Annotated in this window: 11 protein-coding genes; 7 read left to right on the plus strand and 4 right to left on the minus strand. The window is 49.6% G+C overall.

The genetic code is table 11. The annotated features are described in order from the left end of the window. Nucleotides 1-223 precede the first annotated feature (223 nt). The 6 genes from P3X63_RS06430 to P3X63_RS06455 are packed head-to-tail and all read left to right on the plus strand — an operon-like array spanning nt 224 to nt 8,527. The gene (locus tag P3X63_RS06430; protein ID WP_026586356.1) at nt 224-1,570 is read left to right on the plus strand and encodes an aspartate aminotransferase family protein; all 1,347 of its coding nucleotides are present in this window, start codon (nt 224-226) and stop codon (nt 1,568-1,570) included. Then, on the plus strand, nt 1,554-3,065 hold the full coding sequence (locus P3X63_RS06435) for a pyridoxal phosphate-dependent decarboxylase family protein (RefSeq protein ID WP_077737073.1): 1,512 nt from the start codon (nt 1,554-1,556) through the stop codon (nt 3,063-3,065). Before P3X63_RS06430 ends, P3X63_RS06435 begins: the two co-directional genes overlap by 17 nt. After that, nucleotides 3,062-4,831, plus strand: coding sequence for an IucA/IucC family protein (locus tag P3X63_RS06440; RefSeq protein WP_026586358.1), 1,770 nt, complete (start codon nt 3,062-3,064; stop codon nt 4,829-4,831). Before P3X63_RS06435 ends, P3X63_RS06440 begins: the two co-directional genes overlap by 4 nt. Then, on the plus strand, nt 4,824-5,378 hold the full coding sequence (locus tag P3X63_RS06445) for a GNAT family N-acetyltransferase (RefSeq protein WP_077737072.1): 555 nt from the start codon (nt 4,824-4,826) through the stop codon (nt 5,376-5,378). The genes P3X63_RS06440 and P3X63_RS06445 overlap by 8 nt, the downstream gene beginning before the upstream one ends. Further along, complete coding sequence (locus P3X63_RS06450; RefSeq protein ID WP_077737071.1) at nt 5,353-6,696, plus strand: lysine N(6)-hydroxylase/L-ornithine N(5)-oxygenase family protein; 1,344 nt, start codon at nt 5,353-5,355, stop codon at nt 6,694-6,696. Before P3X63_RS06445 ends, P3X63_RS06450 begins: the two co-directional genes overlap by 26 nt. Nucleotides 6,697-6,712: 16 nt before the next feature. Beyond that, entirely contained in the window at nt 6,713-8,527 is a 1,815-nt protein-coding gene (locus tag P3X63_RS06455; RefSeq protein ID WP_077737070.1) for an IucA/IucC family protein, read from the plus strand. A 42-nt stretch (nt 8,528-8,569) separates the two neighbouring features. Here the strand turns inward: P3X63_RS06455 and P3X63_RS06460 are convergent, their stop codons facing one another. Continuing rightward, nucleotides 8,570-9,010 (minus strand): GNAT family N-acetyltransferase, encoded by a 441-nt coding sequence (locus P3X63_RS06460; RefSeq protein WP_277692621.1) that lies wholly within the window; start codon nt 9,008-9,010, stop codon nt 8,570-8,572. Nucleotides 9,011-9,087: 77 nt separating this feature from the next. Then, entirely contained in the window at nt 9,088-9,918 is an 831-nt protein-coding gene (locus P3X63_RS06465; RefSeq protein ID WP_277692622.1) for an SDR family NAD(P)-dependent oxidoreductase, read from the minus strand. A 107-nt stretch (nt 9,919-10,025) separates the two neighbouring features. Here P3X63_RS06465 and P3X63_RS06470 point away from each other — a divergent pair, with 107 nt between their 5' ends. After that, nucleotides 10,026-11,009, plus strand: coding sequence for a helix-turn-helix transcriptional regulator (locus P3X63_RS06470; RefSeq protein WP_026586364.1), 984 nt, complete (start codon nt 10,026-10,028; stop codon nt 11,007-11,009). 40 nt (nt 11,010-11,049) lie between these two features. Here P3X63_RS06470 and metH read toward each other — a convergent pair whose 3' ends face one another. Together metH and P3X63_RS06480 are read right to left on the minus strand one after the other, a co-directional pair. Further along, nucleotides 11,050-14,466, minus strand: coding sequence for a methionine synthase (gene metH / locus P3X63_RS06475; protein ID WP_277692623.1), 3,417 nt, complete (start codon nt 14,464-14,466; stop codon nt 11,050-11,052). Next, nucleotides 14,450-16,288 (minus strand): bifunctional homocysteine S-methyltransferase/methylenetetrahydrofolate reductase, encoded by a 1,839-nt coding sequence (locus tag P3X63_RS06480; RefSeq protein ID WP_026586366.1) that lies wholly within the window; start codon nt 16,286-16,288, stop codon nt 14,450-14,452. Before P3X63_RS06480 ends, metH begins: the two co-directional genes overlap by 17 nt. Nucleotides 16,289-16,298: the final 10 nt, after the last annotated feature.

Genomic DNA, 16,298 nt, shown 5'->3' on the forward strand with positions numbered 1-16,298 from the left:
ACTCAAGATGGTTAAAGTTAATCCATTAAATTCCAAAATTCATCATATCAACAAACTATTGACTCATATGAAGAACTCTATTTCTGAAAAACAAGTTTAATAGAGCCTCTGTTATGAGAAATGTCCCATTTTTTCGAATCTTGTTGACACATCATCGTCACAAAATATACACTTTTTTTGTCAATGAAAATGATAATCTTTATCAATTGGAGGAATGCTTTCTATGTCTGTACAAACCCGTTCTAAAAATGAAGCGTTTTTGGAGCAGCAAAATAGAAGAGAATCAAATGCGCGTTCTTATCCGCGCAGATTTCCGCTCGCCATGCAAACGGCGGAAGGCATCTTGGTCAAGGATGCAGATGGAAAGCAGTATTATGACTGCCTGGCTGGAGCGGGAACGCTTGCACTCGGTCATAATCATCCAGTTGTCATTGAAGCCATTCAAAAAATGATTGATGAAAAACGACCGCTGCACACGCTTGACATCACATCGGAAATAAAAGAAGAGTTTATCAGCGAGGTGTTTGAGAGCCTGCCTGAAGCTTTCGCCAAACGGGCGAAAATTCAGTTCTGCGGTCCGACTGGCGGCGATGCGATCGAAGCCGCGCTCAAACTGGTGAAAACAGCGACAGGAAAGAGAACCGTCCTCTCATTTCATGGCGCATACCATGGAGCAACACACGGAACGATGGCATTAAGCGGCAATCTCTCTCCGAAAGAAAACGTCCAAGGATTAATGCCTGACGTTCATTTTCTCCCATATCCTTATGAATACCGCTGCCCGTTCGGCACCGGAGGGGACGACACCCACCGTCTGTCAAGCTCATATATCGAAAATATGCTGGATGACCCTGAAAGCGGTATTCTGCAGCCGGCGGGAATGATCTTTGAAGCGGTGCAAGGTGAAGGGGGATCGGTTCCGGCGCGGGCGGAATGGATCAGAGAGATGAGAAGGATCACAAAAGAACGCGGAATCCCGTTGATCATTGACGAGGTGCAGACCGGCATCGGCCGAACCGGAAAAATGTTTGCGTTCGAGCACGCCGGCATTATACCGGATGTCATCGTCCTTTCAAAAGCGATCGGCGGAAGCCTGCCGCTGTCAGTCGTCATCTATGATCAAGATCTTGACAAGTGGGGACCGGGGGCGCACATCGGCACATTCAGAGGGAACCAGATGGCGATGGCGGCCGGAAGTGCAACTTTAAAATATATAAAAGAGCATGATGTGCTATCACATGTGGAAAAAGTCGGTGCGAAACTCATGCGTGAATTACAAGGCATTCAGGAGCACGTTCCCGAAATCGGCGATGTCCGGGGACGAGGGCTGATGATCGGCGCCGAAATTGTCGCACCGCACAAAAAGCAAAACGCAAACGGCAGCTACCCGGCCGATGCGGAGCTTGCAAGCGTCATTCAAAGAAAATGCTTTGAAAAGGGACTGATCGTTGAAACGGGAGGCCGCCACGGTAGTGTGATCCGCTTCCTGCCTCCGCTCATCGTAACGGAAGAGCAAATTGACGACATCACCGCGATTTTCAAAGAGGCCGTCTATGAAGCAGTCAAGTAAACAGAAAAACTTTGATTCCCTGTTTATGCACAACGGTGAACAGGGAATCAAAGCCTACCGTGATGCGGTCGAGACCGCTGTTGATGTGCTGTGGGCCGACTGGAAGGATAAATCGAAGCCGTACAGCGGGAAGATGCCGAACGAATTGAAGCACGAAATCAAAAACTTATTTTCGTTTCAGGAAGCGGGAGAACCGCTTGCGGATGTTCTCAGAGAGCTGAAAGAAGCCTATTTGCCGCACCGGATTCATGTCGAAGATCCAAAATGCGCCGCACACCTTCACTGTCCGCCGCTGATCCCAGCGCTCGCTGCAGAGATGCTGATCAGCGTGCTGAATCAGTCGATGGATTCGTTTGATCAAAGCGGAGCGGCTTCATTGATCGAGGAAGAAATGGTGCAGTGGCTTTGCCGAAAGTTTGAATACGGAAAAGATGCTGACGGAACATTTACGAGCGGAGGGACACAGTCCAATTATATGGGGCTTCTTTTGGCCCGCGATGCCTACTGCGAAAAGCGGTGGAACTGGAGCGTCCAAAAGGACGGCCTGCCGCCGGAAGCGCACCGGCTGCGGATCCTCTGTTCTAAAGATGCCCATTTTACCGTGAAAAAATCGGCTTCCCAGCTCGGTCTCGGAGAGCGTGCCGTCGTTCTCGTCGACACGGATGACGAAAAGCGAATGTGCCTTTACGATTTAAAGCGAAAAACAGCGATGCTGAAGGAATCGGGCTTACATCCCTTTGCGATTGTGGCAACATGCGGAACGACGGATTTCGGAAGCATCGACCCGCTTTCCGAACTTGCGGATGCCGCGCATGCTGAAGGAATTTGGCTCCACGTTGATGCCGCGTATGGCGGGGCATTGATATTGAGCAGGGCCCGCCGTTATAAATTGACCGGCATTGACAGGGCCGACTCAATCAGCGTCGACTTCCACAAGCAGTTTTATCAGCCGGTCAGCTGCGGCGCTTTTCTTGTAAAAGACAGAAGGCATTTCCGCTTGATTGATTATCATGCCGATTATTTAAATCCCGAGGAGGATGAAGCGGAGGGAATCGTCCATCTCGTCAATAAATCGATTCAGACGACGCGGCGTTTTGACGCGTTAAAGCTGTTTGTCTCATTGCGTGTGCTCGGGGAAGATACATTCGCCGAGATGATTGACTGGACATTCGCATTGGCTGAAGCGGCAGCGAAAAAAATCTCCGCAAGCGATCGGTTCGAACTGCTGAATCCACACCCTGAACTGAACGCTGTCGTCTTCCGCTGCCTCGCCGCAGAAGACGATGCGGAGAATGACAGCTTGAATAAATATATTCACAGAGAATTGTTCAGAACGGGACAGGCGGTGATCGCCAAGACGGCAGCAGACGGGAAGACATATTTAAAATTCACGCTGCTCAATCCGAGAATGGCGCTTTCTGATCTTGACGACGTTCTCGGGCGGATTCAAGAGCTTGCGGGCCTTTATTTGAATAGCAGGAGGATAACAAGATGAGTTCATTTAAAGAAATAGCAGAAAATGCTACGATTCAAAGCTTTTTAAATTGCTATTTGCGGGAAACCGGCATCGAAACCCGTGAGATCGCGGACGGCTCCCAAAAAATGCTGGTGGTCCCGCTAAAACGCCAGCACATCGAGCTGATCGTTCCGGTCAAGTATTGGTCGAAGACGGGAAGGCACCTCTTCTCATTTCCGCTCTATTATAAAACAACTCAAGACGAAAACCGGCTTCCGCTCGACTATGTCACGCTCGTCTCCCTCGCTTCAAAAGAATTGCTTCTTCGGCAAAACAGCGGGGGCGCCGAGGATGAATTCATGCTTAGAGTCATTTTGAGCTGCCGTAATATCAGCCGTTATGTGGAAGAGCGGGCGGGTGATCAACATGAGCTGAACGCGGCCGATTTTACGTTTATCGAAGCAGAGCAATCGCTTTTGCTCGGCCACCTGATGCATCCGACGCCAAAAAGCAGGCAGGGGATGAAGCCTGAAGAGGAAAGCATCTATTCGCCTGAACTTAAAGGGGAGTTTCAGCTTCATTATTTTAAGGCGCACGCCTCCCTCGTTCTGCACGACTCAAGTACAGGAACAAAAGCGCCGCTGGTCATTCAAGAGGAACTGAAGAACGATCCGATGATTGACAAAGCGTGGCTTGATGAGGAAACATCCGATCCGGACTTTGCGCTTCTTCCCGCACACCCGCTCCAGGCGAAAGCCTTGTTGGAGGAGCCGTATGTGCAAAAATTGATCGATCAGGGTCTCCTTACATATCTCGGCGCAAAAGGGCGGACGTTTACGGCGACATCCTCCGTCCGCACGGTCTACAGCAAGCACTCGCGCTATATGTACAAATTCTCGGTGCCGATCAAAATTACGAATTCGCTTCGTGTGAACAAGCAGAAAGAGCTGGACAGAGGAGTGGAAATGGCCCGGCTTCTGCAGACAGAGCTCGGTCAACGGTTGTACCAGGAGTTTCCCGGCTTCCGCGTCATCACAGATCCGGCTTACATCTCTATTCAAGGAGAAAACGGGGAATCCGGCTTTGAAGTCGTGATCAGAGAGAACCCGTTTTATGAAGACGACCGTTCGGCAAGCCTGATCGCCGGGCTCTGCCAGGATCACGCTTACGGGAAAGAGTCAAGGCTGTCCTCTGTCATCCGTGAGCTGGCGTTAAAAGAAGGACGGACAACGGAAGAAGTGTGCGCCGACTGGTTTGACAAGTATTTGTCCATTTCGCTTGAGCCTGTTTTATGGCTGTTTGAAACATACGGGCTGGCGATTGAAGCGCACCAGCAGAACGCCGTCATCCGTTTAAAAAACGGCTACCCTGACACGTTTTATTACAGGGATAACCAAGGCTACTATTACAGCGAATCAAAAGCGGACATGCTCTCCAGCCTGCTCGAAGGCTTAAGCGAAAGGAGCGAGACGATCTGTTCGGACAGCGTGGCTGTTGAGAGACTGCGCTATTACTTCTTCTTCAACCATTTGTTTGGACTTGTGAACGGTTTCGGCTGCGAAGGGCTGATCCGGGAAGAAACGCTCCTGTCCATGATCAGAGAGCGGCTTGAGAAAGCGGAACAAATTTACGGCATCACTGAGCTGACCGACAGCCTGCTTCGTTTTCCTGAGCTTCCGTGCAAGGCCAATCTGCTGACGAGATTTTATGACATGGATGAGCTGACAGGCTCCCTTGAAACCCAGTCGCGCTACACGTCAGTTCAAAATCCGCTTCTGAAGGAGGCGGCTGCCGTCCATGAATGAACGGATCACATTTCAAAAAGCGGACTATGAAAGAGACGTATCGCTCGTCTACCGCTGGATGCAGGAGGAGCACGTCATCCCGTTCTGGCATTTAAACATGCCGTTTGCAAAGTTTGCAGCCCATTTTCACAAGGCGATCACAGACCCTCACCAAACGCTGTACATCGGCTTTATCGACGGTGTGCCGATGAGCTACTGGGAGTCGTACTGGGTTAAGGGAGACATCATTGAACACCACTATGACAATGAACCTTTTGACCAGGGCATTCATCTGTTGATCGGAGAAAAAGCGTATTTGGGAAAAGGTCTTGCCCTTCCGCTTTTAAAAGCGATGGTCAGCATGCAATTTGCCGAGCCTGACACAAAAAAGGTCATCGCAGAGCCGGATATCCGCAATAAAAAAATGATTCATATTTTTGGAAAATGCGGGTTTCGCCCTATTAAACCTGTGGATCTTCCTGATAAAACCGGATTATTGATGTTTTGCGAACGAGAACGTTTTTTTGAAAAGGAGAAAAAAGATGAACTCTACAAAGAGACCCAATGATGTATATGATGTCATCGGCGTCGGCATCGGGCCGTTTAATCTCGGCCTTGCCGCATTGGCTGATTCCGTGCCTGAGATCAATGCGCTGTTTTTTGAACGGAATGAAAGCTTTAACTGGCATCCCGGCATGCTGATTGAAGGGACAACACTGCAGGTGCCGTTTTTGGCCGACTTGGTGAGCATGGCCGATGTGACAAGCAAATACAGCTTTTTAAACTATCTCCAGGAGCATAACCGTCTTTATTCTTTCTATTTTTTAGAAGACTTTCATATTCCGAGAAAGGAATATAACCACTACTGCCGCTGGGTGGCCGAACAGCTCGACTCGTGCCGTTTCGGAATGAATGTCGAAAGCATTTCACTCATTGAATCAAACCGGGATGCGCTTTTTGAAGTGCGGGTCGCGAATCAGGAAAACGGCGAGGAAGCCGTTTATTACACAAGGCATATCGCGCTCGGCATCGGCACGGGGCCGCACGTTCCCGAAGCGCTCTCAGACGCTTTGGGCGACTCGGTGTTCCATTCAGCCGAGTATTTAATGAGAAAACCCGGCGGGTTTAAAGGGAAAAGGGTTGCCGTCGTCGGCTCCGGACAAAGCGCAGCCGAGGTGTTTTATGACCTGGTCGGTGAAGATGAAGCGGAGCATGTCAGCTGGCTCACCCGCTCAAAAGGCTTCTTCCCGATGGAATATTCAAATCTCGGGCTCGAGTATTTCTCACCTGATTATATCGATTTTTTCTATCAGCTCCCGCAATGGAAAAAAGATGAATTGCTAAGGCAGCAGGATCTGCTTTATAAAGGCATCAGCGCGAAGACGATCAGCGATATTTACCACCTTCTGTATGAGCGGACCTGCGGCGGACGGGAAGCGGCGTTTGACCTTCAGTCGATGACAGAAGTAGAGCGGATCGAACAGCATGCGGGAACAATGATTCTTCATTGCGCACACCGCGTGGATGAGAAACGATTTGAGCGGCAGGCGGATGTCGTCGTCTTGGCGACGGGCTATAAAGAGAGGCTGCCGGAATGCCTGGCACCTGTTGACACCCTGATTGAAAAGGACGCGAGCGGCCGCAATGTCATTACACGCGATTACAGGCTGGTGACGGCAGCCGAATCGGAAAACCATATTTTCGTTCAAAACGGAGAGCTGCACACACACGGTGTCGGTGCGCCTGACCTGGGGCTCGGCGCTTACCGGAACTCGGTGATCATCAATCAGCTTGCCGGGAGGGAAGTATACCGCGTCAGCCATAAAACGGTCTTCCAGACATTTGGAACAGGAATCACGGAAAAAACGGCCGTGCCAAACGGCTGATCAAGGAGGCAATTTGATGTTGTTTCAAGACGAATTAAAAAAGGTGCTCAATCCGGAGAGATGGAGAAAAGTCAATCAGCGACTACTGGCGAAGATGGTTTCTGAATATATGTATGAGGATATTATCAAGCCTGATCTGATTGAAACGGAAGACGGCATCAACCGGTATGAGCTGAGAACGGCGGAAGATAAGGCATACCGGTTCGCGGCCAAACCCCGCATGTTTGACAGCTTTGACACGATGCCGGAGACGATCAAAGTCTTTAAGGACGGACAATGGACGACACACGTGAACGCAATAGAGTTTCTCCTCGATATTCAGCCGCATATCCCGATGAGTCCGGAAACAGCGGGGCATTTGATCAAGGAGTTCAACCATACGATGCTGGCGGATGCCCACCTTTTGGCTAAGGATGCGCTTACCTCTGATGAGCTGACAGAAGCCGATTATGCCGTGATTGAAGGCGAGATGACCGGCCATCCGTGGATTGTATACAACAAAGGAAGAATCGGCTTTGGCTATGATGACTATCTCCGCTTTGCGCCGGAAAATCAAAGAGCCGAACGGCTGCTGTGGATCGCCGTACACAAAGAGACCGCGTCATTCTACTCGGTTGAAGGGCTCGATTATGAAACGCTGATCAACGAAGAGCTTGATGAGCTGACTTTAAGGCAATTCGCTAAAGTGATAGAAAAGCAGGGCGCAGCCGGCGAAGCCTATTATTATTTGCCCGTCCACGAATGGCAGTGGACAAATACGATCATTCAGCAATTTCCTGAAGAGATCGCTGCAAAAGCGATCATTCCTTTGGGGGAAGGCGGAGACGAGTATCTGCCGCAGCAATCGATCAGAACCTTTACAAACATCACAAACAAACATAAGCATCATATCAAACTGCCGATGAGCATTTTAAATACGCTTGTATACAGAGGACTGCCGTCGGAACGGACGGTGATCGCTCCGAAAATCACTGAGCATATCAAAGGGATCGCCGAAAACGACGCATTTCTAAAAGACGAATGCCGGGTGATCCTGCCAGGCGAAAATGCCAGTCTGAACGTCGACCACCCATACTATCATTCTCTTGAAAAAGCTCCGTATCAATATTTGGAAATGCTCGGCGCCATTTTCAGAGAAAGCATCTATACGTATTTGGAAGAAGGAGAGCGGCCTGTTACACTCGCTTCTTTAACATACATCGATCAAGACGGTGTGCCGTTTATCAGGCGCCTGATCGAAAAGTCGGGGCTGTCAGCGGAGGAGTGGATCGGAAAGCTGTTTAACACCGTGATGCCGCCGCTTCTGCATTTCATGTACCGCTACGGAACCGTATTTTCGCCGCACGGACAAAATACGATTCTCGTCTTAAAAGATCATCAGCCGCACAGGCTGGCGATTAAAGATTTTGTTGATGACGTCAATATCAGCGACCAGCCGCTTCCTGAACTGAGCGGTTTGACAGAAGATTTAAAAGCCGTTCTCAGAAGCGAGCCGCCGGAAGGGCTTGTGCAGTTTATCTTTACAGGGCTTTTCATTTGCCATTTGCGCTATGTGGCCAACATTTTGGAAAATGACGGTCTGCTTCCTGAAAAGCGTCTGTGGAAAGCTTTGGCTGATGCGATTTTGGATTATCAGCAAAGATTCCCGGAACTGCGTGAGCGCTTCGAATTGTTCGACTTATTCAAACCGGAATTGACGAAGCTCTGCCTCAACAGAAACCGGATGGTCGACTACGGCTACAAGGACGGCGATGACCGCCCGCACGCCTCCGAATTCGGAAAAGTGACAAACGCGCTTGCGAAATTTAAAAAAGAGGCCGCAAAGCTGTAATGCTCCTGCGGCCGGGAATGCCCCGCTTCAGGCGGGGTTTTTTTACGTCAATTTCTTATACATTAAAATATGAGGTCCGATCGGCGGTATGTCGTAGACTTCGCCCTGTTCGCTGAAGCCGAGCTTTTTATAGTAGCCGCTCACAGATGTCCTGGCGTTACACCATAAAAGGTCCGCGCCCTTTTTCCGGAGCAGTTCTTCGGCATGGCGGATGAGTGTGCTTCCCGCTTTTTGTTCGCGGTATCCTTCCAGCGTCGCCATCCCTCTCAGTTGATAATGGTTCCGGCCTTTGAGCTCCGCATGCTTGGCTTTGTGAAAGGAAGCGATGCTGATGAGCCTGCCGCGGTAAAATCCGCCGAGATGAAATGTTCCGTCGAGCAAATCGGTTTCATACATACATGCTTCAAGCGGCTGATTCGGCCGGAGAATGCGGTGTCTGATCTCATACGTTTCTTCGGCGTCGATTTGTTTGATCTCGATCATATGGTTCCTCCTTCGGTTGTCGAACTCATGAGAGGTGATGGATTCGGCAGATCACCCGGTGTTTTGAGAATGACTAACTATATCGTAAATGGCGGAATATATCGTCCATCGATATCGGTAAACTGATACTCTTTGGCTAAATCGCCTATTCTTAACACCTGTCCGCTTTTCTCCATCACATTCGGATCATTTGCCAACGCAGTAATTCCGCGTCCGACATAATAGGGCGTTTCGGTTCTCCTTAAATCTTCTGACTCCTGCCAATGCTCTTCATCTGATTCATGGTGTTTCAAGACAAGCTCAGTTCTCATAAATCCAGGTGAAACGGCAAGAACGGCAATGTTGTCCTGTTTTAATTCTAATGAAAGTCCATACGCCATACGTGTTAATGCGTTTTTGGCTAAATCGTAATAAAACTGTCCAATGTACTTGTCACCATCCCAGAAGGTCGTGTGAATGATGAGGGCTTGTTTATTTTCACGAAGCAGCGGAACGGCGAAATGATTCGTCGCCAACTGGGCGCGCACCCCGGCGGTGAACATCGTATCCCAATTCTTCAAAGACAATTCCCAAAAAGGTTTTTCGTCAACACCCAGATCATGCGCACCCCACACATTGTTGATCAAAATATCTAATTTTCCCTGTTCTTCGCGAATTTTAGTGATGACAGCCTCTGTGTCCGAATCGTTCGTATGATCACATTGTACAGCAATACCTTTTCCGCCGGAAGCCTCAATTTGTGCAGCGGTGTCATGGATTGTCCCAGGCCAATGATTCGTTGAAGCCCCATGAATGCTGCGGCCTGTGATATACACGATTGCACCGGCTTTCCCCAGTTCTGCAGCAATGCCGCGACCGGCTCCTCTGCTTGCGCCTGTTACAAGAGCGACTTTTCCTTTCAAGTCCATCTCATTCCTTTCATAAAGAAGATATTGTCATTATAAGAACCGATTCTTGACAACAGCTGTCATATTTAATGAAATGAAGATAAATCATTTATAAAAAGGAGATCATCATGAGAGGAGACCGATTGATATCTATTCTTTTGCTGCTGCAAGCTTATGGACAGATGACGGCAAAACAATTGGCAGAAAGGCTGGAAGTCTCTGAACGAACGATTTACAGGGATATGGAAGCTTTAAGCGGGACGGGTATTCCCGTTTTTGCCGAACGCGGAAAAAACGGAGGCTGGTCATTGCTTGATGATTACCAGACCAAATTAACCGGCTTAAAAGAATCTGAAATACGCGCACTATTTGTCCCGCTTTCCGAACAATTCCTCGATGATCTCGGATTGACACGTACATCCGAAGATGCCCGAAATAAACTGATCGCTTCGCTCCCTTCGGGATATCGCCAAAACGCAAAAGATGTATGGAATCGAATATATATTGATACGAGTTCATGGCGTCATAAGAAGGAAAAAGCAGCATCCTTTGAAGTGCTGAAAGATGCTATATGGAAAGATCAAAAATTAAAAATCGTCTATCAGCGGGCAGATGGAAAAGTGAGTGATCGGGTTGTAGCGCCGCTTGGACTGGTGGCTAAAGGGTCCAACTGGTATCTGATTGCATCTAAAGAAAATGGGGAGATTCGAAATTACAGAGCTTCGCGGATTCAATCTGCCATTTCCGTTCATGAAACATTTGAAAGACCTGAAAACTTTGACATTGCTCAAGTATGGAGATCTTCAACAAATGCTTTTATCGAAAAATTACCGACATATGAAGTGTGGGTGAAGGCGGCTCAGTCAATCTTGCCAAGATTATCATTTACCAATCATTTTGTGCGGATCATGGAAACGGGTAAAGTCGATGAGGAGGGGTGGATACCAATTAAATTATCATTTGATACGGAAGAGGAAGCGAAAAGATATATACTCGGTTTTGCCGAGCATATGCTGGTGATTGAACCGAAAGAACTGCACGACAAGGTGCTGAAAATGGCTGAATCGATTGTTGCCCATTATAAACAGCAGAATGGATGCCGAAAAACATGAATGAACCCCTGCCGTCCGCAATCGGCAGGCAGGGGTTGTTTTAATGAACATTGAAATATCTCGCTTCCGGGTGTGAGACGACGATTGCCGAAACGGAGGCTTCCGGCTCCATCATAAACCCATCTGTCAAGCGGACGCCGATGCCTTCCGGCTGGATGAGTCTGAAGAGCTTTTCCTGATCTTCGAGATTCGGACAGGCCGGATATCCGAAGGAGTAGCGCTGGCCTTGATATTTCGCTTGAAAACGCTGCTCCATCGTAAAGTCGGGTGCATCCGGAAAGCCCCAGCGGTCGCGGATGATTTGGTGTGTCCGCTCGGCGAGCCCTTCGGCCAGCTCAAGAGCGAGCGCTTGTACCGCATGGCTTTTTAAGTAGTCGCCTTCCGCTTTAAAGCGGTTGGCCACTTCCCTCACTTTTCTACCGGCTGTCACGGCAAAAAACGATACATAGTCTAGCTCGCCTTTCGGCCGGATGTAGTCGGAAATACAGCGGAACGGAAGCTTCTCCTGCCGCGGGAACACAAATGTTTCAAGGATGTTGTCCTGTTTTTCCGGATCTAAAATATGAAGCGAATCTCCTTCACTATAGGCCGGGAAAAATTGATAGACGACGGCGGGATCGAACCAGCCGTGTTTTTTTCCGTCTCTCAGCAATTCATCGATTACGTTTTTCAACTCGAGCGCTTTCGGATTTTTTTCGGCAAAAAGTTTTTTCACCTTTCCTTTTAACCCAAGATGGTGGCCCAGCAGCATTTGCTGATTGACGTACGGCACGATATAGGATAGATCGATGTTTTTCAAATAGTGCCGCTTCAAATCCTCCGGCTTGAAGACGGGCGCTTTCGGGATGTGGGCGCGCTTTTCAAGCATTTCAACAACAGCTTTCGACGGTTTCTTTTCTGCGACGGCTTGAGGTGCAGCCTGTTCTTTTTTCTCAAGGAACTGCGACGGGTTCGTCCGCAGCTGATTGGCGAGCGATAAGCCGTCCATGGCGTCCTTCGCGTATAAAACCGGACCTTTATATTCAGGCGAGATTTTCATGTTCGTAAATTTTCGCGAAAGCGCCGCACCGCCGACCATGATCGGTACGGAGATATCGGCTTTATCCAAGTCCTGTGCGGTGACGACCATTTGCTGCGCCGATTTAACGAGCAGGCCGGACAGACCGATGATGTCGGGATTTTCTTTGCGGATCGCTTCAATCAACTCCTGCGGTGTCACTTTAATGCCGAGATCGACGACTTTGTAGCCGTTGTTGCTTAAAATGATGTCGACTAGGTTTTTGCCGATATCATGAACATCGCCTTTGACGGTCGCCAAAATAATTTTGCCTTTGCCGCTATCGTCTTTTTTCTCCATATAGTTTTCGAGAAAGGAAACGGCGGCTTTCATCACTTCAGCTGACTGAAGGACTTCGGCGACGATCAGCTCATTGTTGTTAAACAGGCGCCCGACCTCCGCCATGCCGTCCATCAGCGGCCCGTTGATCACATCGAGCGGGGTGTCGAATTTTTCCAACGCTTGTTCGAGGTCGGGAATCAGCCCTTCTTTCGTACCTTCGATCACGTACTCGGACAGACGCTCTTCCAGGGAAAGGGACGTTTTCGGCTGTTTGTCCGCTTTTTTCTTTCCCCTGTAAAAATCGGTAAACGAGGCAAGTGTTTGATCATCTGTCTGAAACAGCAGCTTTTCGGCTAATTCGATCTCTTCCTTTGGAATGGAAGCGAACCGCTCAAGCTTTTCCGTATTGACGATCGCGTAATCAAGCCCGGCCTGTGTGGCATGGTATAAAAAGACGGCATTCAGGATTTCCCTGCCGACGGGAGGAAGGCCGAAGGAGACGTTGCTGACCCCGAGAATCGTCAAGCATTCAGGCAGCCGTTCTTTAATGAGCCGAATACCATCAATCGTTTCTTTCGCAGACCCGATATATTGTTCGTCACCGGTTCCGACCGGGAAGACGAGCGGATCGAAGATGATGTCGCTTGCCGGAATTCCGTATTTTTCGGTGAGCAGCTGATGCGAGCGGACCGCGATTTCAACCTTCCTGTCCGCGGTGACGGCCATTCCTGTTTCATCGATCGTCCCGACGACGAGTGCGCCGCCGAACCGTTTGACGAGCGGGAGAATGTCGGCGAACCGCTCTTCGCCGTCTTCCAGGTTGATCGAGTTGATAATCGCCTTTCCTTGAGAGTATTTGAGCGCTTTTTCGATGACTTCTTTATCGGTTGAATCAATGACAAACGGCGCTTTTACTTTTTTCATGGCTTCCTTCAAGAAGCCTTCCATATCTTTCGCTTCATCCCGGTCAGGATCGGCGAGGCAGATGTCGATGACGTGCGCCCCGTTTTTCACCTGGGCTCTGGCGATTTCGGCGGCTTCTTCAAATTTTTGTTCGGCGATGAGCCGTTTGAATTTGCGTGAACCGATCACATTTGTCCGTTCGCCGACAAAAAGAGGGCGCATCGTTTCTTCATAGATTAAGCCGTCAATCCCTGAGACGGTGTGCGGTCTTTTCCCCGAAGGCAACGGACGCGGCGGGAGTGCAGCGACTTCTTCGGCCAGCGCTTCGATATGGGCGGGCGTCGTTCCGCAGCATCCGCCGACGATGTTGAGCCAGCCTTCCTCGGCAAAAGCCCTGATTTTTTTCGCCAGTGACTGTGGGGATTCGTGATACTGTCCTTCTTCATCGGGAAGGCCGGCGTTTGGATAACAGCTGACGGCCGTCCGCGCGAGTGAAGAAAGGGTTCTGATATGATCGGTCATAAATTCAGGGCCTGTCGCACAATTTAAGCCGACACTGACCGGTTTCATATGCTCAAGCGAGATGTAGAATGATTCGATATCCTGCCCGGCAAGCGTCGTGCCCATCGGCTCTATCGTTCCCGATACCATGAGGGGAAGGGTTGTGCCGGTCTTTTCAAAAGCCTGCCTGATTCCGATAAAGCCGGCTTTAACATTGAGCATGTCCTGGCTTGTTTCAAGCAGGAGCAGATCGGCGCCGCCTGTGATCAGAGCCCTTGCCTGCTCCTCATAATTGGCGATCAGCTCATCAAATGTTGTCCCTCCTGTGACCGAGAGTGTTTTCGTTGTCGGCCCCATTGCACCTGCGACAAATCTTGGCCACTCAGGCGTTGAAAATTTTTCAGCGGCCGCTTTGGCGAGCTTGACGGAAGCGAGATTCAGATCATAGGCGAGATGTCCCAGGTTATACTCGTCAAGCACGAGCCGGGTTGCACCGAATGTATTCGTTTCAATGATATCGGCCTTTGCGGCGAGATACGCTTCATGGATGCCTTGGATGATGTGCGGGGCCGTCACACTTAAATATTCATTGCATCCTTCATATGCCTCTCCGCCGAAATCGGCGGGAGACAGGTTTGCGTCTTGAATCATCGTGCCCATCGCACCGTCAAGGACGAGGATTTTTTTCTTCAGCTGGTCATTGATGATAGACATTTGCGGTCTCCTTTTCTTTCTGGTGAATGTAAGCCGTCAGTTCTGCTGTCAAGTCAGAGCGCAAAAACGGTGTGATCAAGTAGATGCCGTTAAACAAATCACATGCGGCGTCAAGCAGTGAGCGGGCGATCGCGAGGCCTTCCTGCGTCTGTTTTTGTTTGTCATTTCCGGCAAGCGCCATTTTTTCGCGGATCGAATCCGACAGCTTGATCCCGGGAATTTCATTATGAATAAACTCCGCGTTCCTGCTGCTTGTCAAAGGCATGACGCCGATGTAGATCGGTGTCTCAAGATGCTTTGTCTCCTCATGAATCTTGATGAGCTGTTCCTCCGAGTAGACCGGCTGGGAAATAAAATAGTCGGCGCCGCAGTCGATTTTCTTCTCGATCCGTTTGACCGCTTTATCAATGTGTCTGACGTTCGGATTGAAGGCGGCGGCGACAGAAAAGTTCGTTTTTTTGCCGAGCGGTTTCCCGGAATAGGACAAACCTTCATTGAACTGCTTGATCAGGCCGATCAAATCAAATGACGTCAAGTCATAGACGGAGGTGGCGCCCGGGAAGTCGCCGATTTTCGACGGATCGCCGGTGATCGCCAGCACATCGGACAGCCCGAGGGTGTCAAGGCCCATTAAATGAGACTGCAGGCCGATCAGGTTGCGGTCTCTGCAGGTGATATGGACAAGTGACCTCATATCGAGCCGCTGCTTTAACAGCGCCCCGCAGGCGACATTGCTGATCCGCGGAGTCGCAAGCGAGTTGTCCGCCAAGGTCAGGGCATCGATTCCCGCCGCCTTTAATTCCTCTGCTGCGCGGAGAAACTTTTCAAAGTTTAATTGTTTAGGAGGGTCCAGTTCAACGATGATCGATCGTTTTTCTTTTGCCAGTTCGTCCAGTGCGGGCTCTGTTCTTTCTTGTTGAACGGCCGCTTGCGCTTGCTTTTTGATTTTGACATGTTTTTCGGTGACGGGCGGAAGGTCTTTGACCGCTTCAGCCATCGCTCTGATGTGGTGCGGCGTCGTACCGCAGCATCCGCCGATGATTCGTGCGCCCTGGTTGCGAAATTCCTTCGCACTGTCTCTGAAATATTGGTCATCAGTTTCATAGACGAGGCGACCTTCAACAAGGGATGGAAGGCTGCTGTTTGGATAGACGGAAAGGTAGGCGTTTTCCAAAAGCGGCACTTCTTCGAGCGCTTTGATCATATGATGGGGACCGAGGCGGCAGTTGATGCCGACCACGTCGGCTCCGAGATCAGCCAAAAGCTTTAAGCTGTCGCTGAGCGGTGTTCCGTCTTGAAGAACACCTTCCTCATGCATGGAGACATTCAGAACAATCGGCAGGTCTGTTTCCTTTCTGGCAATCTTCAACACTTCGCGCGCTTCTTCCAAATCATAATAGGTTTCCAGAAGAAGCCCGTCAGGCTCCTCATTTAATAGAAGGTAAAGCTGTTCGCGAAAGCTCCGTTTAATGTCATCGAGTGAATACGTGTTTTTATTAAACGTCCGGATTCCGCCGAGCGTTCCGAAAACATACGCGGAACCGGCGGCAGAACGGGCGATGCGGACGGCTTTTTCGTTGATTTGCTTCGTTTCGTCTTCAAGGCCGTATCTGGACAGCTTGATGAAGTTTGCACCGTACGTGTTCGTTTGAATAATGTCGGCGCCTGCTTGGACGTATGCTTCATGGACGCGTTTAACTTCATCGGGCTTTGATATATTCAATTCTTCAAAACAGCGGTCGATTCCGTAAGAATAAAGGAGCGTCCCCATGGCACCGTCGGCGATTAAAATGTTGTGTTTTATATCATCCAAAAAACCCATTGTTTTCCCC

The sequence above is a fragment of the Bacillus sp. HSf4 genome, assembly GCF_029537375.1.
GTDB lineage: Bacteria > Bacillota > Bacilli > Bacillales > Bacillaceae > Bacillus > Bacillus sonorensis_A.